25 protein-coding genes and 2 tRNA genes are annotated in these 24,590 nt (G+C 38.0%); 1 reads left to right on the forward strand and 26 read right to left on the reverse strand.

Annotated features, from left to right (window positions below; translation table 11 throughout):
* Window positions 1-7: 7 nt before the first annotated feature.
* The 18 genes from HMPREF0528_RS05780 to rpsL all read right to left on the reverse strand — a co-directional run bounded on the left by HMPREF0528_RS05780 (window position 8) and on the right by rpsL (window position 9,756).
* On the reverse strand, window positions 8-193 hold the full coding sequence (locus HMPREF0528_RS05780; protein WP_003647824.1) for a type Z 30S ribosomal protein S14: 186 nt from the start codon (window positions 191-193) through the stop codon (window positions 8-10).
* 14 nt (window positions 194-207) lie between these two features.
* Window positions 208-750 carry a 50S ribosomal protein L5 gene (rplE, locus tag HMPREF0528_RS05785; RefSeq protein WP_004895859.1) on the reverse strand — a complete coding sequence of 181 codons (543 nt, stop codon included), beginning with the start codon at window positions 748-750 and terminating at the stop codon, window positions 208-210.
* Window positions 751-764: 14 nt separating this feature from the next.
* A complete protein-coding gene (gene rplX / locus HMPREF0528_RS05790) occupies window positions 765-1,004 on the reverse strand; it encodes a 50S ribosomal protein L24 (protein WP_004895861.1) in 240 nt (79 codons plus the stop codon).
* A gap of 20 nt (window positions 1,005-1,024) precedes the next feature.
* The gene (rplN, locus tag HMPREF0528_RS05795) at window positions 1,025-1,393 is read right to left on the reverse strand and encodes a 50S ribosomal protein L14 (protein WP_003647826.1); all 369 of its coding nucleotides are present in this window, start codon (window positions 1,391-1,393) and stop codon (window positions 1,025-1,027) included.
* Window positions 1,394-1,426: 33 nt separating this feature from the next.
* The gene (gene rpsQ / locus HMPREF0528_RS05800; protein ID WP_003647827.1) at window positions 1,427-1,693 is read right to left on the reverse strand and encodes a 30S ribosomal protein S17; all 267 of its coding nucleotides are present in this window, start codon (window positions 1,691-1,693) and stop codon (window positions 1,427-1,429) included.
* Between the two features lie 22 nt (window positions 1,694-1,715).
* A complete protein-coding gene (gene rpmC / locus HMPREF0528_RS05805; RefSeq protein WP_003647828.1) occupies window positions 1,716-1,913 on the reverse strand; it encodes a 50S ribosomal protein L29 in 198 nt (65 codons plus the stop codon).
* Window positions 1,903-2,340, reverse strand: coding sequence for a 50S ribosomal protein L16 (gene rplP, locus HMPREF0528_RS05810; RefSeq protein WP_004895865.1), 438 nt, complete (start codon window positions 2,338-2,340; stop codon window positions 1,903-1,905). Before rplP ends, rpmC begins: the two co-directional genes overlap by 11 nt.
* A 2-nt stretch (window positions 2,341-2,342) precedes the next feature.
* A complete protein-coding gene (gene rpsC / locus HMPREF0528_RS05815; protein ID WP_004895867.1) occupies window positions 2,343-3,011 on the reverse strand; it encodes a 30S ribosomal protein S3 in 669 nt (222 codons plus the stop codon).
* Window positions 3,012-3,025: 14 nt separating this feature from the next.
* Window positions 3,026-3,379 carry a 50S ribosomal protein L22 gene (rplV, locus tag HMPREF0528_RS05820; RefSeq protein WP_003649465.1) on the reverse strand — a complete coding sequence of 118 codons (354 nt, stop codon included), beginning with the start codon at window positions 3,377-3,379 and terminating at the stop codon, window positions 3,026-3,028.
* A 20-nt stretch (window positions 3,380-3,399) separates the two neighbouring features.
* Window positions 3,400-3,687, reverse strand: a complete 288-nt coding sequence (gene rpsS, locus HMPREF0528_RS05825; RefSeq protein WP_003647831.1) for a 30S ribosomal protein S19 — start codon at window positions 3,685-3,687, stop codon at window positions 3,400-3,402.
* 21 nt (window positions 3,688-3,708) lie between these two features.
* Entirely contained in the window at window positions 3,709-4,545 is an 837-nt protein-coding gene (gene rplB / locus HMPREF0528_RS05830) for a 50S ribosomal protein L2 (RefSeq protein WP_004895870.1), read from the reverse strand.
* 19 nt (window positions 4,546-4,564) lie between these two features.
* Window positions 4,565-4,861, reverse strand: a complete 297-nt coding sequence (rplW, locus tag HMPREF0528_RS05835) for a 50S ribosomal protein L23 (protein ID WP_004895873.1) — start codon at window positions 4,859-4,861, stop codon at window positions 4,565-4,567.
* The gene (gene rplD, locus HMPREF0528_RS05840; protein ID WP_004895875.1) at window positions 4,861-5,478 is read right to left on the reverse strand and encodes a 50S ribosomal protein L4; all 618 of its coding nucleotides are present in this window, start codon (window positions 5,476-5,478) and stop codon (window positions 4,861-4,863) included. The genes rplW and rplD overlap by 1 nt, the downstream gene beginning before the upstream one ends.
* A 14-nt stretch (window positions 5,479-5,492) precedes the next feature.
* Window positions 5,493-6,122, reverse strand: coding sequence for a 50S ribosomal protein L3 (gene rplC, locus HMPREF0528_RS05845; protein ID WP_004895877.1), 630 nt, complete (start codon window positions 6,120-6,122; stop codon window positions 5,493-5,495).
* A 26-nt stretch (window positions 6,123-6,148) separates the two neighbouring features.
* Window positions 6,149-6,457 (reverse strand): 30S ribosomal protein S10, encoded by a 309-nt coding sequence (rpsJ, locus tag HMPREF0528_RS05850; protein ID WP_004895879.1) that lies wholly within the window; start codon window positions 6,455-6,457, stop codon window positions 6,149-6,151.
* A 271-nt stretch (window positions 6,458-6,728) separates the two neighbouring features.
* A complete protein-coding gene (gene fusA, locus HMPREF0528_RS05855) occupies window positions 6,729-8,825 on the reverse strand; it encodes an elongation factor G (RefSeq protein ID WP_004895883.1) in 2,097 nt (698 codons plus the stop codon).
* Between the two features lie 29 nt (window positions 8,826-8,854).
* A complete protein-coding gene (gene rpsG, locus HMPREF0528_RS05860) occupies window positions 8,855-9,325 on the reverse strand; it encodes a 30S ribosomal protein S7 (RefSeq protein WP_004895884.1) in 471 nt (156 codons plus the stop codon).
* Window positions 9,326-9,348: 23 nt separating this feature from the next.
* Window positions 9,349-9,756: a 30S ribosomal protein S12 gene (gene rpsL / locus HMPREF0528_RS05865; protein WP_003647838.1), complete on the reverse strand. Its 408-nt coding sequence runs from the start codon at window positions 9,754-9,756 to the stop codon at window positions 9,349-9,351.
* Between the two features lie 166 nt (window positions 9,757-9,922).
* Between rpsL and HMPREF0528_RS05870 the strand changes: the two genes are divergently transcribed.
* The gene (locus HMPREF0528_RS05870) at window positions 9,923-10,594 is read left to right on the forward strand and encodes a prepilin peptidase (protein WP_004895887.1); all 672 of its coding nucleotides are present in this window, start codon (window positions 9,923-9,925) and stop codon (window positions 10,592-10,594) included.
* Between the two features lie 74 nt (window positions 10,595-10,668).
* Here the strand turns inward: HMPREF0528_RS05870 and rpoC are convergent, their stop codons facing one another.
* The 8 genes from rpoC to hslO form a co-directional block, all read right to left on the reverse strand.
* Window positions 10,669-14,340, reverse strand: a complete 3,672-nt coding sequence (rpoC, locus tag HMPREF0528_RS05875) for a DNA-directed RNA polymerase subunit beta' (protein ID WP_004895890.1) — start codon at window positions 14,338-14,340, stop codon at window positions 10,669-10,671.
* A 17-nt stretch (window positions 14,341-14,357) separates the two neighbouring features.
* On the reverse strand, window positions 14,358-17,996 hold the full coding sequence (gene rpoB / locus HMPREF0528_RS05880; RefSeq protein WP_004895892.1) for a DNA-directed RNA polymerase subunit beta: 3,639 nt from the start codon (window positions 17,994-17,996) through the stop codon (window positions 14,358-14,360).
* Window positions 17,997-18,170: 174 nt separating this feature from the next.
* The gene (locus HMPREF0528_RS05885) at window positions 18,171-20,627 is read right to left on the reverse strand and encodes an ATP-dependent Clp protease ATP-binding subunit (protein WP_034525269.1); all 2,457 of its coding nucleotides are present in this window, start codon (window positions 20,625-20,627) and stop codon (window positions 18,171-18,173) included.
* Between the two features lie 163 nt (window positions 20,628-20,790).
* Window positions 20,791-20,864: transfer RNA gene (locus tag HMPREF0528_RS05890), tRNA-Pro, on the reverse strand.
* A 40-nt stretch (window positions 20,865-20,904) separates the two neighbouring features.
* Window positions 20,905-20,979 (reverse strand) — tRNA-Gly (locus HMPREF0528_RS05895).
* Between the two features lie 102 nt (window positions 20,980-21,081).
* Window positions 21,082-22,626 carry a lysine--tRNA ligase gene (lysS, locus tag HMPREF0528_RS05900; RefSeq protein WP_004895895.1) on the reverse strand — a complete coding sequence of 515 codons (1,545 nt, stop codon included), beginning with the start codon at window positions 22,624-22,626 and terminating at the stop codon, window positions 21,082-21,084.
* 14 nt (window positions 22,627-22,640) lie between these two features.
* Entirely contained in the window at window positions 22,641-23,648 is a 1,008-nt protein-coding gene (gene dusB, locus HMPREF0528_RS05905) for a tRNA dihydrouridine synthase DusB (protein ID WP_004895896.1), read from the reverse strand.
* Between the two features lie 59 nt (window positions 23,649-23,707).
* A complete protein-coding gene (hslO, locus tag HMPREF0528_RS05910) occupies window positions 23,708-24,583 on the reverse strand; it encodes an Hsp33 family molecular chaperone HslO (protein WP_004895898.1) in 876 nt (291 codons plus the stop codon).
* Window positions 24,584-24,590: the final 7 nt, after the last annotated feature.

Raw genomic sequence — 24,590 nt, forward strand, 5'->3', positions numbered from 1 at the left:
CCGTTAATTACCAACTTGCCTTTTTAACACCAGGAATTTGACCCTTGTGTGCTAAGTCTTTTAAGCAAATACGGCATAATTTGAACTTGCGGTAAACAGAGTGTGGACGGCCACATCTCTCGCAACGAGTGTATTCACGAGATGAAAACTTAGCAGGACGATGATTTCTGACGATTTGTGATGTTTTAGCCATTAATGTCCTCCAAATTATTTAGCAAAAGGCATACCAAACTCAGTAAGAAGCTCACGAGCTTCTTCATCTGTCTTGGCAGTAGTTACAATAACAACGTCCAAACCTCTAACACGGTTTACCTTGTCGTAATCAATTTCTGGGAAAATTAATTGTTCTTTGATACCTAAAGTGTAGTTACCACGACCATCAAATGATCTAGAACTAATTCCACGGAAATCACGAACTCGAGGAAGAGAAACGTTGATTAATTTGTACAAGAAATCGTACATTCTATCGCCTCTAAGAGTTACCTTAGCACCAATAGACATACCTTCACGTAAACGGAAGTTTGCGATTGATTTCTTAGCTTTAGTAATCAAAGGCTTTTGACCTGAGATTAAAGTCAATTCTTCTACAGCTTCATCAAGATTCTTTGCATTAGAAACTGCATCACCGACACCCATGTTTAAAACGATCTTATCAATCTTAGGAATTTCCATAACTGAATCGTAATTAAACTTTTTGTTCATAGCTGGTGCGATTTCATTTGAGTATTTTTCTACTAAACTGTTTGCCATGTGCGTCCTCCCTCCTATTTGTTGTTATCTTCTTTTTTAGCAATAACTTTTACATTAGATGCATGGATAGAACCTTCTTTTTCTACCACACCACCATTAGCGTTGGTTTGTGAAGGTTTCTCATGCTTTTTGATCTTATTAACACCTTTGACAACGATACGGTTAGTCTTGGCGTTGACTGAAAGTACAGTGCCTTCTTTGCCTTTATCTTTACCGGCAATAACTTTTACTTTGTCACCTGTTTTAACAAACATCAGTGCACCTCCCTAAAAAATTATAAGACTTCAGGAGCAAGAGATACGATCTTCATGAAATCGTGCTCACGCAGTTCACGGGCTACAGGCCCAAAAATACGAGTTCCACGAGGACTCTTATCAGCATTAATTACAACTGCTGCATTTTCGTCGAACTTGATGTATGAACCATCTTCACGGCGTGCACCTGATTTTGTTCTAACAATAACTGCTTTTACAACATCACCTTTTTTGACAACGCCACCTGGTGTTGCTTGTTTAACAGCAGCAACTACGATATCACCAATATTACCGGTCTTACGCTTAGAACCACCTAAAATCTTGATAACTAGGAGTTCTCTTGCACCGGAGTTGTCAGCAACCTTTAAACGGCTTTCGTGTTGGATCACTAGTTTATCCTCCCCTCAATAAAATCCGCGTAATTAAATTGACTTCTTAACAATCTTAGTTAGACGGTAACGCTTCGCATGTGATAATGGACGGGTTTCCATGATACGAACAGTATCGCCAATCTTAGCTTCGTTGTTTTCATCGTGAGCGTAATACTTCTTTGAGTACTTGATACGCTTCTTATAAACAGGGTGGTTCTTGTAGGTATCTACAACAACTGTAATAGTCTTATCCATCTTGTCAGAAACAACTCGACCTTGGTATACGTGACGATTATTTCTTTCGTTAGTTTCGCTCAAGTTAATAACTCCCTTCCGTTAACTAATTCTTGCTCAATTCTTTTTCGCTAAGAATTGTCTTAATTCTAGCAATGTTCTTGCGGACTTGTCTCAAGCGAGCGGTGTTCTCTAATTGACCCGTTGCTTGTTGGAAACGCAAATTAAAAAGTTCTTCTTTATATTGCTTTTCCTTTTCTAACATTTGATCAGTGGTTAATGCTCTGATATCTTTAGCCTTCATTAGATTCGCCACCTACTTCCGAACTCTTCTTAACAAACTTAGTCTTAATTGGAAGCTTGTTTGAAGCAAGTCTTAAAGCTTCACGAGCAACGTCTTCTGAAACGCCACCGATTTCAAACATAATCTTGCCTCTTTTAACAACAGCTACCCAACCAGCTGGTGCACCTTTACCGGAACCCATACGAACACCAACACCTTTTGCAGTGTAGGATTTTTGTGGGAAGATTCTAATCCAAACTTTACCGCCACGCTTCATGAAACGAGTCATAGCAATACGAGCAGCTTCGATTTGTCTATTAGTAATCCAGTGAGATTCAACAGCTTCTAAACCATATTCACCAAATGCAATGGTCTTTCCACCTTTGGCTTCACCACGCATTTTACCGCGGAATTCACGACGGTGCTTTACACGCTTAGGTACTAACACTATTAGTTTCCTCCCTTCGCTTTCTTAGAAGGTTTGTTCTTACGTTGTGGTAAAATTTCGCCACGGTTAATCCAAACCTTAACACCAATTTGACCATAAGTAGTTGCAGCTTCTACCCAAGCATAATCAATATCTGCTCTTAAAGTATGAAGTGGAACACTACCTTCAGTATGCCATTCTCTTCTTGCCATATCAGCACCATTCAAACGACCAGCAGTTTGAACCTTGATACCTTTAGCACCAGAACGCATAGATCTTTGAGTTGCTTGACGAGTTGCACGTCTAAATGCAATTCTTGCTTCAAGTTGGCGAGCAATGCCTTCGCCTACTAATTTAGCATCTAAATCAGGTTTCTTAATTTCAACAATATTAATGTGAACGTTCTTGTTAGTTAAAGCACTAAGTTGTTTTCTTAAAGCTTCAACTTCCTTACCACCTTTACCAATAACCATACCAGGCTTAGCAGTGTGGATAGAAATGTTAATTCTGTTTGCAGCACGTTCAATTTCCACAGTGGAAACAGATGCATCAGCTAACTTTTCAGAGATGAACTTTCTAATACGTAAATCTTCATTTAAAGTGTCAGCGTAGTTTTTGTCTGCATACCACTTTGCTTCCCAACCACGGTTAACACCGAGACGGAAACCATTTGGGTTAATCTTTTGACCCATTAAATTTACCTCCCTTAATCGTTCTTCTCAGATACTACAACTACTACGTGGCTAGTTCTCTTATTAATTGGAGAAGCCATACCCTTAGCACGTGGACGGAATCTCTTTAAAGTTGCACCTTCGTTAACGTATGCTTCTGATACGTAAAGGTTTGCACTTTCAAGATCGTAGTTGTGTTCAGCATTTGCAATAGCTGACTTCAATACTTTTTCAACGATTGGGGAAGCAGCTCTTGGCGTAAATTGTAAGATTGCGAGAGCTTCAGCAACACTCTTTCCACGAATAAGGTCTACTACCAAACGGGCTTTTCTAGGAGCGATGCGAACTGTTCTTGCTTCAGCTTTAGCTGAACTAATTTGTTCTGCCATTTAGATGTCTCTCCTTCCTATTATTTACCTACTGTAGTAGTGGCCTTATCAGCGACCTTGTGGCCGCGGAAAGTTCTAGTAGGTACGAATTCACCTAACTTATGACCAACCATATCTTCAGTAATGTATACTGGCACATGTTTTCTTCCATCGTAAACAGCTATTGTGAAACCAACAAAGGAAGGGAAAATAGTTGAACGACGAGACCATGTTTTAATTACTTGTTTCTTTTCGGAACCTTCTTGGGCTTCGATCTTCTTTAAAAGGCTTGCATCAGCAAAAGGACCTTTTTTAATACTACGGCTCATTAATTAACCTCCTTCGTTTAATTATTTGTTACCTTTACGGTGACGAATAATAAGTTTTTCACTTCTAGCCTTAGAGTTTCTAGTCTTAATACCACGAGACTTCTTACCCCATGGAGTCATAGGTTGTGGACGACCAACTGGAGCCTTACCTTCACCACCACCATGTGGGTGATCGTTAGGGTTCATTACGGAACCACGAGATTGTGGACGTTTACCCAACCAACGACTACGACCAGCTTTACCTAATTGAATTAATGAGTGTTGTTCATTACCAACAGAACCGATAGTAGCACGGCAAGTTGATAAAATCTTACGAACTTCACCACTTTGAAGTCTAACTAAAGTGTACTTACCATCATTACCAAGAACTTGTGCAACAGTACCAGCACTTCTTACTAATTGTCCACCTTTACCAGGCTTTAATTCAATATTGTGAATTTCAGTACCAGCTGGAATAGCAGATAATGGTAATGCATTACCTGGCTTAATATCAGCATCTGGACCAGATTCAACAACAGCACCAACTTTTAGACCCTTAGGTGCTAAAATGTAAGCTTTAATACCATCAGTGTAGTGAAGAAGAGCAATATTAGCAGTTCTGTTTGGATCGTATTCGATAGCCTTAACAACTGCTTTTACATCATCCTTGTTACGCTTGAAGTCAATGATACGGTATTTTTGTTTGTGACCACCACCACGGTGTCTAACAGTAATATGACCGTATGAGTTACGACCAGCAGTATGACTTTGAGATTCAAGTAAAGTCTTTTCAGGCTTTTTCTTGGTAATTTCAGCAAAGTCGGAAGAAGTCATATTACGTCTGCCGTTTGTAGTTGGCTTATATTTGATAATTGCCAATTGACTGACCTCCTATTTACTAATTTTCTTTATTATCATTGAAGATCTTAATGTCATTAGAATCTTCAGTTAAAGTAACGATTGCTTTTCTACGGCGAGCAGTCTTACCAGTGTAACGACCAACTCTCTTTTCTTTACCGCGAACGTTCATAATGTTAACATTTTTAACTTTTACATCAAAAATTTCTTCGATTGCATTACGAACTTGAGTCTTGGTAGCTGATACAAGCACATCAAAAGTATACTTTTTATCATCCATTAAGTTCATGGATTTTTCGGTAACTACAGGCCGTAAGATGATATCACGTGCATCCATTATGCCAAAACCTCCTCAATTCTCTTAATAGCGTCTTGAGTTAATACAAGTTTTTGGTAGTCAACCGCATCAACAACATTTAAGCCATTAACAGGTACAACTTTCACTTTTGGAAGGTTCTTACCTGATAATTGAACATTCTTATCATCAGACACAACTAAAACCTTACCAGAAACATTAGCATTATCTAAGATAGCTTTTAATTCTTTAGTCTTAGGTGCTTCTAAAGTTAATTGATCAAGAATGATTAGATCATTGTCAGCAACTTTTTGGGAAAGAACTGACTTCATAGCTAAACGACGTGCTTTACGAGGCATATCCATCTTGTATGAACGAGGAGTTGGGCCAAATACAGTACCACCACCACGCCATTGTGGAGCTCTAATAGAACCTTGACGAGCACGACCAGTACCTTTTTGTCTCCAAGGTTTCTTACCACCGCCACGAACAGCTGATCTGTTCTTTACAGCAGAAGTACCTTGACGCTTACCAGCTCTTTGTCTAATGATAGCATCAAAAACAACACTTTCATTAGGTTCAATACCGAAGATTTCTTCATTTAAATCTACATTACCTGCAGACTTACCTTTTTGATCGATAATTTCTAAATTAGCCATTATAGTCCTCCTTCCTATTTAGCAGCTTTAGCAGCAGATTTTACAAAAATTAATGAGTTCTTTGCACCTGGGACATTACCCTTAATTAAAAGTACGTTCTTTTCAGGTACAACTTTTTCAATTACTAAGTTTTGTACGGTAACTTTCTTGCCACCCATGTGACCAGGTAACTTTTTACCCTTAGGTACACGGTTAATGATTGAACCCATTGAGCCTGGGATTCTGTGGTATCTTGAACCGTGGGTTTCTGGACCTCTTGATTGGCCCCAACGCTTGATGTTACCTTGAGTACCATGACCTCTTGTAGTTCCAGTAACGTCAACTACGTCACCTTCACTAAATGAGTCCACCGTGATTTCTGAGCCGACTTCGTAGTCCTTAAGCTCGACATCGCGGATTTCCCGAATGAAGCGCTTAGGTGAAGTCTTTGCTTTTGCAGCATGACCTTTGGCAGGCTTGTTGCTCAATACTTCACGCATATCTTGGTAACCTACTTGAACTGCTTCGTAACCGTCTGATTCGTTAGTTTTAACTTGTAAAACAACGTTAGGGGTTGCTTCGATAACAGTTACAGGAACCAAAACACCGTTTTTAGTGAAGATTTGAGTCATACCGACCTTTCTTCCTAAGATTCCTTTGGTCATGATTACACCTCCATATATGTTTTAAATTATAATTTAATCTCGATATCAACGCCGCTTGGTAAATCAAGCTTCATTAATGAATCAACAGTCTTAGGTGTTGGATTCAAAATATCAATTAAACGCTTGTGTGTACGGATTTCAAATTGTTCACGTGAATCCTTGTTCATATGTGGTGAACGTAAAACAGTGAATAAAGTTCTTTCCGTAGGTAGTGGAACAGGACCAGAAATTTGTGCGCCTGTTCTTTCAGCAGTAGCTACAATCTTAGCAGCTGATTCATCGAGAATACCATGTTCGTATGACTTTAATCTAATACGAATTTGTTGACTTGCCATCTAATAACCTCCTTCGTCTTCTTTAAAAGATGACTAGCTCGGCAAAAATTACCGACTCACCTCTGTGGCAATGCAGCCTGGTGTGCCGCAACCTTTTGCGTCAAAGCATTGCTTTTGTGCACGGGGTATACCCCTCCAATATTTTCGCACGTTTACTATTGTACTGTGTCTTTCCTTAAATAGCAAGTTTTCTCAGCATTTTATTTTATTTTTTTTGTACAAAAAAAAAGATATCTTTCGATATCTCTTTTCTTTAACTATCTAATTAAAATTATTCAGCGTCTTCGCCACCACGTTTTTTGATGATATCAGCTTGAATAGACTTAGGAGTTGGTGAGTAGTGGTCAAATACCATAGTAAATGTACCACGACCTTGAGTTGATGAACGCAAAGTAGTTGCGTAACCAAACATTTCTGAAAGTGGAACAAATGAGTTGATTACTTTAGCACCAGCTCTATCTTCCATACCTTCCATAGAACCACGGCGTGCAGTGATTGAACCCATTACATCACCTAGGTATTCTTCTGGAGTAGTTACTTGAACTTTCATGATAGGTTCAAGAATAACGGCACCAGCCTTAGAAGCAGCATTTCTCAAAGCAAGAGATGCCGCAACCTTGAAGGCAGCTTCTGATGAGTCGACTTCGTGGTAACTACCATCATATAACTTAGCCTTAACATCAATTAATGGGTAGCCAGCAAGAACACCATTCTTCATAGCTTCTTGTAAACCTTGGTCAACTGAAGGAATAAATTCACGAGGAACTACACCACCAACGATAGCGTCTTCGAATTCGTAACCCTTTCCTTCTTCATTTGGAGTAAATTCGATCCAAACATCACCATATTGACCTTTACCACCAGATTGACGAACAAACTTACCTTGTGCTTTAGCTTCCTTAGTGAAGGTTTCACGGTAAGCAACTTGTGGTTCACCAATAGTTGCTTCAACGTTAAATTCACGTTTCATACGCTCAACCATGATGTCTAAGTGTAATTCACCCATACCAGAAATCAAAGTTTGACCAGTTTCTGGGTTAGTTTCAGCACGGAAAGTTGGGTCTTCTTCAGTAAGCTTTTGTAAAGCAACATCCATCTTATCACGGTCAGCTTTTGACTTAGGTTCAACAGATACTTGGATAACTGGATCTGGAACTTGTAAACTTTCCAAGATAAGTGGGTGAGCTGGATCAGTTAAGGAATCACCAGTAGTAGTGTTCTTCAAACCAATAGCACCAGCGATATCACCTGAGAATACTTCTGGAATTTCAGTTCTTGAGTTAGCGTGCATTTGAAGCAAACGACCAACACGTTCACGAGAGTTCTTTGATGCATTTAATACGTAAGAACCTGATTGAAGTGAACCAGTGTAAACACGGATGAAAGTTAAACGACCAACAAATGGATCAGTTGCAATCTTAAATGCTAAAGCTGCAAATGGTTTCTTATCGTCAGCCATAAGTTCAACTTCGTCACCAGTCTTAGGATCATGAGCAACGTAAGGTTTTACGTCAAGTGGTGATGGTAAGTAATCAACAACACCATCAAGCATCATTTGAACACCCTTGTTCTTGAATGCTGAACCTGCGTAAACTGGGAAGAATTCTAAGTTTAAAGTAGCTTTACGGATAGCTGCCTTTAATTCATCGTTAGAAATTTCTTCACCGCCTAGGTACTTGTCCATGATACCATCATCAACATCAGCAACAGCTTCAATTAATTCGTTACGACGCTTTAAAGCTTCTTCCTTGTATTCATCAGGAACTGGAATAGTATCCCATTTTGAACCAAGTTTATCTTCATCATAAACATCAGCAACCATGTCGATTAAGTCAATAACACCTTCAAAAGTGTCTGCTGAACCAATAGGCATTTGAACAGCTTGTGCGTTTGCATTTAAACGTTCATGTAATGATTTAACAGACTTATCGAAGTCAGCACCGATCTTGTCCATCTTGTTAACAAAAACAATACGAGGAACACCGTAAGTTTCAGCTTGACGCCAAACATTTTCAGTTTGTGGTTCAACACCAGCTTGAGCATCAAGAACAGTTACAGCACCATCAAGAACACGAAGTGAACGTTCTACTTCGATAGTAAAGTCAACGTGTCCTGGGGTATCGATAATGTTAATTCTGTAATCCTTCCATTGAGCAGTAGTAGCTGCGGAAGTAATAGTGATACCACGTTCCTTTTCTTCTTCCATCCAGTCCATTTGTGAGTCACCTTCGTGAGTTTCACCAATTTTGTGGATCTTACCAGTATAGTACAAAATACGTTCAGTAGTAGTAGTTTTACCGGCATCAATGTGGGCCATGATACCAATGTTACGTGTCTTATCCAAAGGGAATTCACGTTTGTTAGCCATAAGATTAATCTCCTTTTACAAACTAACGATTAGAAGCGGTAGTGAGCAAATGCACGGTTTGCTTCTGCCATTCTGTGGACGTCTTCACGTTTCTTAACTGCTGAACCAGTGTTGTTAGCAGCATCCATAATTTCATTTGCAAGACGTTCATCCATAGTATGTTCATTACGTAAGCGTGCGTATGAAACAAGCCATCTTAAGCCAAGAGTAGTTCTTCTTTCTGGACGAACTTCAACTGGGATTTGGTAGTTAGAACCACCGATACGGCGTGCTTTAACTTCCAAAACTGGCATAACGTTGTTCATTGCTTCTTCAAAAACTTCAACTGGTTCCTTACCAGTCTTATCTTGAATAATACCAAAAGCATCGTAAAGAATTGAAGATGCCTTTGCTTTCTTACCATCAATCATTAAGTGGTTAATTAACTTAGTAACCAATTTAGAGTTGTAAACTGGATCTGCTAAAACATCTCTCTTAGCAATATTACCTTTTCTAGGCATTAGTAGTCCCTCCTATTAATTGTTTAACCCTTCTTAGCACCGTACTTAGAACGGCCTTGTTTTCTACCATCAACACCTGCAGTATCCAAAGCACCACGAATGATGTGGTAACGAACACCAGGAAGGTCCTTTACACGACCACCACGAATTAAAACAACGGAGTGTTCTTGTAAGTTGTGACCAATACCAGGGATGTAAGCAGTAACTTCAATTAAGTTTGAAAGACGAACACGAGCGTACTTACGTAAAGCTGAGTTAGGCTTCTTAGGTGTCATAGTACCTACACGAGTTGCAACTCCACGCATTTGAGGTGCTGGGTTGTAGTTCATCTTTTTCTTCATGCTGTTGTAAGCATAGTTTAAAGCTGGTGAATCAGATTTAGTCGTCTTTGAGTGACGGCCTTTTCTAACCAATTGGTTAATTGTTGGCATTAAAATTTCCTCCTAAAATTGTTCACACATCCGGGAGTTTCTTTTCTGACCTCACGGACATCATGTTTTTAATAGCACAATGGCTAGTGTAACACGATTTTTTAATTCAGTAAACAATTTAAAAAACTTTTTTTGATTTTGCGTATATAAATATTGGAGGTAAAAAATGCCAACATTATTCATTTATGGACTTAATTTTATATTCGGAACTATCATCGGTTCCCACTTGTTAGTAATCGTACAACGTTTTGGACAGGAAAATTTTATCTCAGAGAAATCTCACTGTGATAGTTGCAAAATTCCTCTTACCCTTCTTAATCAAATTCCTATATTTTCATTTATACGATATAAGGGACATTGCTTTTTCTGCAATGCAACTATTCCTATAGAAGCATTATATTGTGAATTACTCGGTGGGATTGCATTTTTGCCCTTAAATCCCTATCTTGATCAATCTTCCTATTTATTCATTACCTTTATTTTTCTAATTAGTATCTTTGATTATTTTGACCACTCTTTTCCTATCTCTATCCTTTTCCCCTTAATTTGTATCATCGTTCTTACTCGTGCCTTTTTAAACTACGAGTTAATAGAATGGGGATTAATATTTGCTATAATTTTAATTTTTTTAATAATGAATTTAAAAAATAAATTCGGCTATGGTGATACAATCATTTTTGTTATTCTAATTTTTTACTATGATTTTTATACTGCACAATATATTTTCCTTCTAGCTTCTATTCTTTTACTTATTAATCACATACTTGGTGACAAACGGAACACCTATCCCTTTGTTCCTTTCATTTTTTTAAGTCTTATATTTTATAATTTTCTCTAATAACACAAAAAAGCCTACTCGTTTCTACACGAATAGGCTTTTTTAACACAAATGTTTAAGTTTTGAAAGGACGATTAGTCAGCTGAACCATTGTCTTTCTCTGCATCAGCTGCAGCTAATTTCTTTTCAATATCAGCTATAGAATAAACTGACTTTTTCTTTTCATCTTCAGGAACATCAACTTTAGGTTCCATTTCACGGTAAACTGGCATACCAGTACCTGCAGGAATAATCTTACCAATAATAACATTTTCCTTAAGACCAAGTAATGGATCGTTCTTACCACGAATAGAAGCATCAGTAAGAACACGAGTAGTTTCTTGGAAGGAAGCTGCAGATAAGAAACTATTAGTTTCAAGAGCGGCCTTGGTAATACCAAGAATTACACTTTGCGCAGTAGCAGGAATACCACCGGAAATAATTACTTCACGGTTTCTTGCCTTAAATTCACCAATATCCATCAATTCACCTGGTAAGATATCAGTTTCACCTGGGTCAAGAATGCGAACCTTTTGAAGCATTTGACGTGCCATAACTTCAACGTGTTTGTCGGCAATTTCTACACCCTGCATTCTATAAGCTTTTTGAATTTCACTTAGAATGTATTTTTCGGTAGTCAATGCATCACGTACACGAATTAATTCCTTAGGATCGATAGAACCAAGAGTCAACTTATCTCCACGTACAACATGATCACCTTCAGCAACTGCTACTGAAGCAGTATATGGTACGTCATAAGTACGAGTATCAGTTTGTCCCTTAACGGTAATTTGACGAGTGTGTTCGGCTGGATCTTCTTCAATTGAAGTTACTTCACCAGTTACTTCAGAAATTGTAGCACGACCCTTAGGATTACGAGCTTCAAACAATTCTTGAACACGAGGTAAACCTTGAGTAATATCTGCAGCACCGGCAACACCACCGTTGTGGAAGTTACGCATAGTTAACTGAGTACCAGGTTCACCAATTGATTGAGCGGCAACAGTACCAACTGCTTCACCAACTTCAACGTCGTCACCAGTAGCAAGGTTCATACCGTAACATTTCTTACATACACCATGTTGAGTGTTGCAAGTAAATACGGAACGAATTGTTACTTCAGTAACTCCGGCATCAACGATCTTATGAGCCATATCTTCGTCCATTAAGACATCAGCTGGACAAATTACTTCATGAGTTTCTGGATCGTAAACACTCTTAGAAGTGTAGCGACCAACTAAACGGTCAAATAATGGTTCAATCATTTCATCGCCTTCAGTAATTGCGTGAACAGTTAAACCACGATCAGTGCCACAATCTTCTTCACGAATAATAACATCTTGAGCTACGTCTACCAAACGACGAGTTAAGTAACCAGAGTTGGCAGTCTTCAAGGCGGTATCCGTCATACCCTTACGAGCACCGTGAGTGGACATGAACATTTCCAAAACAGACAAACCTTCACGGAAGTTTGAAGTAACAGGAATTTCCATCATTCCTCCGTTAGGAGCGGCCATCAAACCACGCATACCAGCAAGCTGAGTAAAGTTAGAAATGTTACCACGAGCACCAGAATCGGCCATGATTGTAATTGGATTTCTTGGTGCATGAATTTGAGCAATTTCATTTTGAACAATTTCTTTACAGTTATTCCAAATACTAATTACTCGATCATGTCTTTCTTCATCAGTGATTAAACCACGACGGTATTGCTTAGACACAACATCAACTTTCTTACGAGCTTCTGCTACAATATCATCTTTATCACTAATTGTAGGGATATCTTCAACACCGATAGTTAAACCAGAAGTGGTACATACAGTGTAGCCTAGTTCCTTCAAATCATCCAAGAAATCAGAAGTTCTTTGAACTTTGTAATCCTTGTAAATTTGAGCAATAGAATCTGATAAGAATCCCTTCTTAAAGGCTTGACCAAGTTTCATATTGTCAAGCTTTTCATGGATATCTTCACCAGGTTGTAAGAAGTATCTTTCATCTACTGGGTGAGTAAGATTTTCTTGAGTAGGATCGTTAATGTAGTAGAAATCTTTAGGGAAAATTTGGTTGAATACTAACTTACCGTAAGTAGTTACAAAAATTCCATGTTCGTAGCCCTTTGGCCATGGCTTTTCTGGCATTGAGTCAGCTGCTAAACCAATACGAGTATGATAGTGAATATCACCATTTGCATATGCAATAGCTGCTTCAGCTGGTGAATCAAAGATCATTCCTTCACCTTCACGACCACGCTCTGCTTGAGTTAACCAGTAGTTACCCAAAACAATATCCTGAGAAGGTGTAACGATTGGCTTACCATCCTTAGGAGCCAAGATATGGTGAGCAGCAAGCATCAGCAAACGTGATTCTGCTACAGCTTCATCAGATAACGGAACGTGAATGGCCATCTGGTCACCATCAAAGTCGGCATTGTAAGCTTCACAGGCAAGTGGGTGAAGACGAATTGATTTACCAGGTACCAAAACTGGTTCAAAGGCTTGAATACCTAAACGGTGAAGAGTAGGTGCACGGTTTAAAAGCACTGGTCTTTCTTTAATTACATCTTCTAAGATATCCCAGATATCATCATCTTCACGATCAATCTTACGCTTAGCATTCTTAATGTTAGATGCTAAACCACGTTTTACTAATTCGTGCATTACAAATGGCTTAAATAATTCTAGAGCCATTGGACGTGGCACACCACATTGGTAAAACTTCAATTCAGGTGAAACATCGATAACTGAACGACCTGAGTAGTCAACACGTTTACCAAGTAAGTTTTGACGGAAACGTCCTTGCTTACCTTTCAACATGTGAGAAAGAGATTTAAGAGGACGATTACCTGGTCCGACAACTGGACGTCCACGTCTACCGTTGTCAATTAATGCGTCAACTGCTTCTTGAAGCATACGCTTTTCGTTTTGAACGATAATTCTTGGTGCATTTAAGTCTAACAATCTCTTTAAACGATTGTTACGGTTGATTACACGTCTGTATAAATCGTTCAAGTCAGAAGTTGCGAAACGTCCACCATCAAGTTGAACCATTGGTCTCAAGTCTGGTGGAATAACAGGAATACAATCCATAACCATCCATGAAGGCTTGTTACCTGAATTCTTAAAGGCATCCAAGATGTCTAATCTTCTGATAGCCCGAGTTCTCTTTTGACCAGTAGCAGTCTTTAATTCTTCTTTTAGTTCATGAACTTCTTTATCAATATCTACTTGTTCTAGAAGTTCTTTTACAGCTTCAGCACCCATTTTAGCTTCAAAACGGTCACCGAATTTTGCTTTCTTTTCACGATATTCAGCTTCTGTTAAAAGTTGCTTATCTTCAAGATCAGTATCACCTGCATCAATAACAATGTAAGCAGCAAAATAAATTACTTCTTCCAATGCACGAGGTGAAATATCTAAGACTAATCCCATACGAGAAGGGATACCTTTGAAATACCAGATATGTGAAACCGGTGCAGCTAGTTCAATGTGACCCATACGTTCTCTTCTAACTTTAGCAGAAGTAACTTCAACACCACATCTATCACAAACAATGCCACGGTAACGAATACCCTTGTACTTACCACAAGCACAAGACCAGTCCTTAGTTGGTCCGAAGATTCTTTCATCGAACAAACCATCTTTTTCTGGTTTCAAAGTACGATAGTTGATAGTTTCTGGTTTTTTAACTTCACCATAAGACCAACTTCTGATCTTGTTTGGAGAAGCCAAACCGATTTGCATACTTTCAAACTTATTTACGTCGATCAAAAGTTTAACCTCCTATATTACTTAGAAACCTTATCATCAGATGAAGTTGAAGAATCACTTTCATCTACAGGTTCATCTGGCTTATCATCCTTTTTTGCAGCTTCTTCAGCTAACTTCTTCTTTTCTTGTTGTTCAGCAAGTTTAGATAAAGTATCGATATTGAAATGATCGTTAGAGTCATCATCCATATCACGTAACTCAATTTCTTTATGATCCATATCCAACACCTTGATATCTAAACCAAGAGATTGTAGTTCTTTAACAAGAACGCGGAATGATTCTGGAACACCAGGTTTTGGAATTCTTTCGCCCTTAACAATAGCTTCATAAGCCTTAACACGGCCTACAACGTCATCTGACTTGTAAGTTAAGATTTCTTGTAGTGTGTAAGCAGCACCATAAGCTTCAAGAGCCCAAACTTCCATTTCACCGAAACGCTGACCACCAAATTGTGCTTTACCACCAAGTGGTTGTTGAGTAACAAGTGAGTAAGGCCCAATTGAACGTGCGTGGATCTTATCATCAACCATGTGAGTCAACTTCAAGTAGTACATAATACCTACTGAAACACGGTTGTGGAATGGTTCACCAGTACGTCCATCATAAAGAACAGTCTTACCATCTTTACCAATACCAGCTTCACGAACCATATTCCACATATCATCTTCAGAAGCACCATCAAATACTGGAGTAGCAACGTGAATACCTAGTTGCTTAGCAGCAATACCCAAGTGTAATTCAAGAACCTGTCCAATGTTCATACGTGAAGGCACACCCATTGGGTTCAAACAAATATCTACTGGACGACCATCTGGTAAGTATGGCATATCTTCTTCAGGACAAACTAAGGCAATAGTACCCTTGTTTCCGTGACGACCAGACATCTTGTCACCGACTTGAATCTTACGTTTTTGAACGATGTAAACACGAACCATCTTATTTACACCAGGTGGCAATTCGTCGCCTGCTTCACGAGTAAATACTTGAACGTTTTGAACAATACCGCCACCACCGTGAGGTACACGCAAGGAAGTATCACGAACTTCACGAGCTTTTTCACCAAAAATAGCGTGAAGTAAACGTTCTTCAGCTGATAATTCAGTTACACCCTTAGGGGTTACTTTACCAACTAAGATGTCACCATCTTGAACTTCAGCACCGATGCGGACAATACCTTCTTCATCAAGGTCTTTAAGTGCATCATCACCAACATTTGGAATTTCACGTGTGATTTCTTCAGGTCCTAACTTAGTATCACGAGCTTCTGATTCATAATCTTCAATATGGATAGAAGTGTAGACATCATCTTTAACCATACGTTCAGAAATCATAACGGCATCTTCATAGTTGTACATGTTCCAAGTCAAGAATGCAATGATTGGGTTTTGACCTAGAGCTAATTCGCCGTTTTTCATTGCTGGACCATCAGCAATAACTTCATCTGCAACTACTCGTTCACCTTGCTTAACAGCTGGAGTTTGATTGTAGTTCTTAGTTGCGTTTGAACGACGGAATTTTTCAAGAACATACTTATCTAAAGTATCATCGTCTCTTCTAATTCTAATTTCGTTTGCATCAACATATTCAACTACACCAGGAGCTTTAGCAACTAATGCATCCCCAGAGTCATGTGCTGCACGGTATTCCATACCAGTACCAACAATTGGTGCATGTGGATTAATCAATGGAACAGCTTGACGTTGGTGGTTAGCCCCCATCAAAGCACGGTTAGAGTCATCGTTTTCAAGGAAAGGAATACATGCAGAAGTTACTGAAACTACTTGCTTAGGAATAACGTCCATGTAGTCAATCTTATCAGGGGTAACTTCTAGGTTATCTTCCTTATGACGGGCTAAAACAATCTTATCTTTGAAAGAACCATCTTCATTTAAGCGAGCGTTAGCACCGGCAATAATGTAATTATCTTCTACATCAGCAGTTAAGTAGTCGATCTTATCAGTAACCTTGTGAGTATCCCAAGAAACACGACGATATGGTGTTTCAATGAAACCATACTTGTTAACAATAGCGTAAGTTGCTAAAGAGTTAATCAAACCAATGTTAGGTCCTTCAGGAGTTTCAATAGGACATAAACGACCATAGTGAGTATAGTGCACGTCACGAACTTCATATCCAGCACGGTCACGAGACAAACCACCAGGTCCTAAGGCTGACATACGACGCTTGTGAGTTAACTCGCCAAGTGGATTGTTTTGATCCATAAATTGTGATAATTGTGATGAACCAAAGAATTCCTTAACTGAAGCAACAACAGGACGAATATTGATTAATTGTTGTGGTGTAACAGTAGAAATGTCTTGGATTGACATTCTTTCACGTACAACACGTTCCATTCTTGCTAAACCAATTCTAAATTGGTTTTGAAGTAATTCACCTACACGACGAATACGACGGTTACCTAAGTGGTCAATATCATCAGTAGTACCAATATTATCTTGAAGGTCGAAGAAGTAGTTAAGTGATGCCAATACATCAGCAGGAGTTAAATGTTTAACATCATCTGCAATGTGGCCGTTAGACATTAACTTAACTACACGTTCAGGATCAACTTTAGAATATACCTTAATTTCTTGAACTGTTACTGGATCAGGTAACACACCTTCCTTTGAAGGTTCATAAGTTACCATCTTAAAGTCATCACGATCTAAGTAAGGTGATAATTTATCAAGAAGTTCGTGGGTAACAACGTCACCCTTTTTAGCAATGATTTCACCAGTATCAGGATCAGCTAAAGTTTCAGCCAAAGTTTGTCTTAGTAAACGATTCTTTAAAGAAAGTTTCTTATTGATCTTATAACGACCAACTGGAGCTAAATCATATCTTCTTGGATCAAAGAATCTAGCATATAAAAGTGAACGAGATGAATCAGTTGTCTTAGGTTCACCTGGACGTAGTCTTTCATAAATATCCTTTAATGCTTCTGCAACGCGAGAATCAGCAGGATTCTTGTGGATATCTTTTTCTAAAGTGAAACGAAGTGAGTCACTTTCACCAAACATATCCGCAATTTCACTATCGGAACCAAATCCTAAAGCACGAATTAAAACAGTTAAAGGAAGCTTACGAGTACGATCGATACGAACATAAGCTAAATCTTTAGCATCAGTTTCATATTCAAGCCATGCACCACGGTTAGGAATAACTGTAGCACCGAAAATTTGGCGACCATTTTTATCAAAATCTGAATGGTAGTAAACACCAGGAGATCTAACAAGCTGAGAAACAATAACTCTCTCAGCACCATTAATAACGAAAGTTCCTGAATCAGTCATTAATGGGAATTCTCCAAAGAAGACGTCTTGAGTCTTAATTTCTCCGGTCTCATGGTTGGTTAACTTCAAAGTTACATGAAGAGGAGCAGAGTAATTAGCATCGTGATCACGTGCTTCTTCAAGAGTATATTTTGGCTTCAAGAGCTTGTAATCAACAAACTCTAAAGAAAGTTTTCCTGAAAAGTCTGAAATCGGCATAATGTCGTCAAACATTTCACGAATACCTTCATTAAGAAACCACTTGTAAGATTGCGTTTGTACATCAGTCAAGTTAGGTAACTTCAATACTTCTTTAATTCGAGAGAAGCTACGTCTTGTCCGGTGACTACCGTAGTTCACAGCGTGTCCTAACAAAGAAAACATCCTTTCTTATATAAGAATCTAAATATTACATTTGTGTTACAAATTGCAAAAAGCCAAAATTTGGGTACAAAAAAACAAAAACAACGTAAATGTTGTTTTTGTTTTATCATCTCGCTGGACAATAGATCAGCGAAATCCTGAATTTCAGCCTTTTAAACGTTTAGTAGTTTACACTTATATTACTAATTCGTCAAGAATTGTAAATTTTAATTTACCTTGATGAGCTCCAACTTTTACAATTTGGTCAGTCTTAATTTTTTCACTAATTAAATCTTCAGCAATTACATCTTCAAGTTCATGTTGAATTGCACGACGTAATGGACGAGCGCCCATCTCTGGATCAAATCCATCTTTAGCTAATACATCTAAAGCCGCTGGTGAAATCTTTAAGGTTACGTCTTTTTTAGCTAAGCGATCTACCAAATGACCAGTCATTAAGCTAACAATTTCACGCAATTGTTTTTTAGTTAAGCTATCAAAGACCACGGTCTCATCAATTCTATTTAAAAATTCTGGTCTGAAGAATTGTTTAACAGCTGCCGTAACTTTTTCTTGTTGAAGTTTATTTTTATCGGCATTATCAGCTGCAAATCCAACTGTCTTATCTTCTTGTAAACTACGTGAGCCAAGGTTAGAAGTCATGATAATAATTGTATTTCTAAAATCGACTTTTCTACCTTTAGAATCAGTTAAAAATCCTTCATCCAAAACTTGAAGCAATAAATTAAACACATCCGGATGAGCTTTTTCTACTTCATCCAATAAAATTACTGAATATGGATTACGTCTTACACGTTCTGAGAGCTGACCACCCTCTTCATATCCTACATATCCTGGTGCCGAACCAATTAATTTGCTTGTTGCAATCTGATCCATGTATTCAGACATGTCTACACGAATAATATTCCGTTCTGAGCCAAAGACTGCTGCAGCAAGAGCCTTAGCTAATTCTGTCTTACCAACACCAGTAGGTCCTAAGAATAAGAACGAACCGATTGGACGATTTTCATCCTTAATTCCGCTTCTACTTCGTCTAATTGCTCGACTTACGGCACTGATAGCTTCGTCCTGTCCAATTACACGTTCATGCAAAATACTTTCTAAATGAGCTAAACGTTTAGTTTCACTCTTCTTCATTCTAGTAACGGGCACACCAGTCCATTCAGATACAATTTGAGCGATCTTATCAGAATCAACAATCGACTTTTTAGAGTTTTTATTCTCTACTTTTTCGATTAATTTATCCCGATCCTGTGTAAGCTTATTTTCCTCATCCCGTAACTTAGCTGCTTGAACAAAATTTTGATTTTCTGCAGCTTGTTCTTTCTGATGAATAACATCATTAATTTGTGTATCCAATTTAGTTAGACGAGGATCACTTTTACCGATTGCTTGAATTTTTACAGCTGCACTTGCTTCATCAATCAAATCAATTGCTTTATCAGGTAAGAATCGGTTAGCAATATAACGTGTTGAAAATTCAACTGCATCATTAATTGCCTCATCTTCAATTTTTACATTGTGGAATTTTTCATATTTAGGGCGCAAGCCTTTTAAAATATCCACAGTTTCTTCTTTTGAAGGTTCACCAATTTTTACTTGTTGAAAACGTCTTGCTAAAGCTTGATCTTTTTCAATATATTTTTGGTACTCATCAAAAGTAGTAGCACCAATCATTTGAATATCGCCACGTGCTAATGAAGGCTTTAAGATATTTGAAGCATCAATTGCACCTTCCGCGCCACCTGCACCAATCAAAGTATGCATTTCATCAACAAATAAGATAACTGAACCATCCTGTTGAATTTCTTTTAGAATCTTCTTCATTCTATCTTCAAATTCACCACGATATTTAGTTCCAGCAATTAAACTCCCCATGTCCAAGGCCATAACTCGTTTTTTAGCTAGAGTATCTGGAACTTCATGATTTACAATTGCGGCTGCTATTCCTTGTGCAACTGCAGTCTTACCAACGCCAGGTTCTCCTACCAAAACGGGATTGTTTTTGGTTCTTCGAGATAAGATTTGAATTACTCTTTTTATTTCTTTATCTCTACCAATTACCGGGTCAATTGCCCCTTCACGGGCTCTTTTATTTAGATTCACACTAACTTTATCTAAATTTGGAGTCAATGACTTACCTTTTTTCATGCCAGTGGCTGAAGAAATACCAAGAACATTATCTTCTTCCCCAGAACCATCCATGAAACTATCATTTACATCCTGACTTAAATCTCGTGGATCTACACCAATATTTTTCAAAATTAAACTTGCTAAAATTTGATCACTAGCTAACAAACCTAGCAAAATATGTTTTGTCTCAATTTGAGCAATCCCTAATTCGTCAGCCTTTTGTTTAGCAAAATTCAAAACTAAACTTAAGCGTGGGGACATTTCCATATATGTGGCCTTTGGACTTGAACCATAGCCAGTATATCTTTCAATTTCTTCTCGCACTAAGGTTGGTGTTACATTTCTTTCACGCAAAAGTTTTCCAGCATCCCCATTAGCTTCAATTACTAAAGCAAGCAGAACATGCTCTGTTCCAATAATTCGATGGTGAAAGTTTTGTGCTTGCTCTTTAGCAATTTCAAGAACATTTTTTGCACTATCACTATATGATTTTTCCATTTTGCACCGCCTTGCTTCTTTTAAGATCATACTACAATCTTTAGACAAATATCTTATCACTTACAATTAGTAAATGTAAACCTTTTGATATTTCATGAACATTATATACAAAAAAGTTCGTCTTTCTAACCCAAGACGAACTTTTTAATAAAATAATATTCAATCGGGATGACAGGATTTGAACCTGCGACTTCTACGTCCCGAACGTAGCGCTCTACCAAGCTGAGCCACATCCCGAATAACAAAAAAGACTCACGCTTCGGTGAGTCTTTTATACTGGAGCGGAAGACGGGATTCGAACCCGCGACCCCCACCATGGCAAGGTGATGTTCTACCACTGAACTACTTCCGCAGTACATTTATTAGTATAGCAAAACATCTTTTTATTGCAAGCATTTTTTTGAAAAAATATAAAAAAAAATAGACCGTCCTCTACGACAGTCTATTTAAAAAATTATTTATTCTTTTTATTCTTCAAATCTTCTTGAACTTCAGCTTCAACACTTTCCACCTTTTCAGGGCGCATTGTTGGGAAGAGTAAGACATCACGAATAGCAGGAGCATCAGTTAAAAGCATTACCAAACGATCAATACCAATCCCTAAACCACCTGTAGGAGGCATACCGAATTCCATAGCACGAAGGTAATCTTCATCAATCATATCAGCTTCATCATTACCAGCTTCTCTTTCAGCCATTTGGTCTTCGAAACGATGACGTTGATCATCTGGATCATTTAATTCTGAGAATGCATTACCATATTCAGCACCCATAATGAAGATTTCAAAACGATCGGTAAATCTTGGATCATCAGCATTCTTCTTAGCAAGTGGTGATACTTCTACTGGGTGTCCATAAACAAAAGTAGGTTGAACAATTGATCCTTCACCGAATTCTTCAAAGAAGGCATTAATAATGTGACCAACCTTCCAGTAGCTTTCATAGTGAACGTTGTGTTCATCAGCAACTTTTCTTGCTTCTTCAATAGTCATTGGCTTCCAGAAGTCAACACCAGTCTTTTCCTTGATTAAATCAACCATGTGAACACGGCGGAATGGCTTACCTAAGTCAATATCAGTTCCTTGGTAAGTAATCTTACCATCTGGTGAAACAACTTTAGCAGCTGCTCTAATAATTCCTTCTGCCTCATCCATTACATCATGGAAGTCCCAGTAAGCTGCATAAGTTTCAAGTTCAGTAAATTCTGGGTTGTGCTTAGTATCAAGACCTTCATTTCTAAATACACGGCCGATTTCATAAACACGTTCCATACCACCAACAATTAATCGCTTCAATGGAAGTTCCAAAGCAATTCTCATGTAAAGATCAATATCCAAAGCATTGTGGTGAGTAATAAATGGACGGGCTTCAGCACCACCAGGAATATTGTGGAGAACTGGAGTTTCAACTTCTAAGAAATCTCTATTATTTAAATAATCACGAATAGCTTGAATAATTTGAGTACGGTGAACAAAACGCATGTAACTATCATGATTTGTAATTAAGTCAAGGTAGCGCTGACGATAAATTTGTTCAACATCCTTTAAACCATCCCATTTATTAGGTAATGGACGAAGAGCCTTAGACAAGAAAGTAATGTGAGTAGCACGAATAGTCAACTCACCAGTATCGGTCTTCATTACTTCACCATCAATACCTAAAAAGTCACCAATATCAGACTTCTTAAAAATCTTGTAGTTATCTTCACCAACGATATCTTTACGTACGTAAATTTGAATTTTACCAGTACGGTCATAAAGATCTGCAAATCCAACTTTACCTTTACCACGTTTTGCAAGCATACGACCTGCAATCTTAGTCATAGGCATATCAGCATTTAATTCATCTTTATCTTCATTACTATACTTTTCATTCAAAGTACGAGCTAAGTCTTGACGATCAAATTTTCTTACGCCAAAAGGTTCAATACCGTTTTCACGCATTTCGTCCATTTTTTCACGACGAGCGATTAGTTGGTCGTTCATTTCATTCTTTGCCACTCTAAAAACTCCTTTTATTGGTTAATTTGCTTTTGTCTCGCTTCATATTTTTCCACAAAATCATCTAACAAGTCAAAAACTTCTTTTTTCGTCCAAACATCATTTATTTTAGCACGGGTTCGAGCTGAACGGGGAATTCCTTTTAAATAATAAGCTGCTTGTCTTCTAAATTCAGGAACAGCAATTTTTTCTCCCTTAAGATCAATTAATCCATTTAATTGATCTTTAGCAGTTTCTACTTTTTCTTCAACAGTTTGCGGACGTAGTTTCTCTCCGGTATCCAAATAGTGGACCATATCTTTAATAATCCATGGATTCCCTAAAGCCGCTCTACCAACCATTACTGCATCTGCTCCAACATCTTCTAACATTGCTTTTGCCTTTTCAGGAGTAGTAACATCCCCATTACCAACAAAAGGAATAGTCAAAGCATCTGCTACATCCTTCAAAGTTTCCCAGTCAGCTTCGCCCATGTACATTTGCTTTCTAGTTCGGCCATGCATAGCAACAGCACTAGCACCAGCTTCTTGAGCAGCTAAAGCATTTTCAACAGCAAAAATATGTTTTTGATCCCAGCCTGTTCTCATTTTAACAGTAACTGGTTTACTTACATTACGAACAACTGCATGGACCATTTGATAGATCTTATTTGGATCTAATAGCCAACGAGCTCCGGCATCAGTTTTTGTTACCTTTGGTACCGGACAACCCATATTAATATTGATAATATCAGCTGCTGTATGAGTATCAACATAATGAGCAGCTTCAACTAAAGTTTCTTCACTACCACCAAAAATTTGAATACTCATTGGATGTTCACGAGGATCAACCGTTAACATTTCCAAGGTCTTTTTATTGCGATAAATAATTCCATGATCTGAAATCATTTCACACACTACTAGGCCTGCGCCAAATTCTTTACATACTACTCGGAAAGCAGCATTTGAAATTCCAGCCATCGGTGCAACTACTACACGATTAGGAATTTCAACATCCCTAATTTTCCAACTATCTTTTTTCACACTTGCTCACCCTTTCAAATACCCTAATATCATAGCAAAACTATTCATTACACACCACTTTAATTTGCCTTCTTAAGGACATCTTTTAACTCATCTTCAGTAAAATGATATTTTTCCTTACAAAAGCGGCAAACTAACTCTGCACCATGATCCTTCTCAATCATTTCTTTTAATTGTGCTGGTTTTAAGGTAGCCAAGATTTGACTATATTTTTCTTTCGAACAATCACAAGCGAAAGAAACATCTTCTTTAGCTAAAATTTTACAATCAGTCCCTAAGATTCTCTCTGCCAAATTTTCAGGTGTCATTCCATCTAAAAATAAAGTAGAAAGATTAGGAAGAGCCTTGATTCTCTTTTCAACTTCAGCCAATTGCTCATCAGTAGCTCCAGGTAATGCTTGTAAAATAAATCCGCCAGCAGCCCCAATCTCATTATTAGGCTCAACAAATACTGATAGACCAACAGCTGAAGGAATTTGCTCTGATTTGGCTAGATAATATGTAAAATCTTCTGCAATCTCCCCACTAACAATTGGAACTTGACCTGTATATGGTTCCTTCAAACCTTGATCCTTGGTTACCTCAAGCCAACCTTTTCCAACGGCTTTTGCCACATCGATATGTCCATCTTTTTTAGGTGGAAGGGCTATATGAGGATTTTGGATATATCCTTTAATTGTTAGATCAGCTTTTGCTGTTACAATAGTTGCTCCCACTGGACCATTTCCAAGTAACCTAACAGTTAATTCATCTTTATCTTTCAATAAAGTTGCTGACAAGAGCAATCCTCCAATAAGTGTTCTTCCAAGCACAGCTGAAGATGCACTCCAAGTATCATGTCTTTTTTGTGCTTCACTTACTAAATCTTTAGCATCAACCGTAATTAATCGTAAATTCTTAGTTTTATCAATTGCTTTTACTAAATAATCTTTCATTTTTTCC

Source organism: Lactobacillus johnsonii ATCC 33200, from assembly GCF_000159355.1.
GTDB lineage: Bacteria > Bacillota > Bacilli > Lactobacillales > Lactobacillaceae > Lactobacillus > Lactobacillus johnsonii.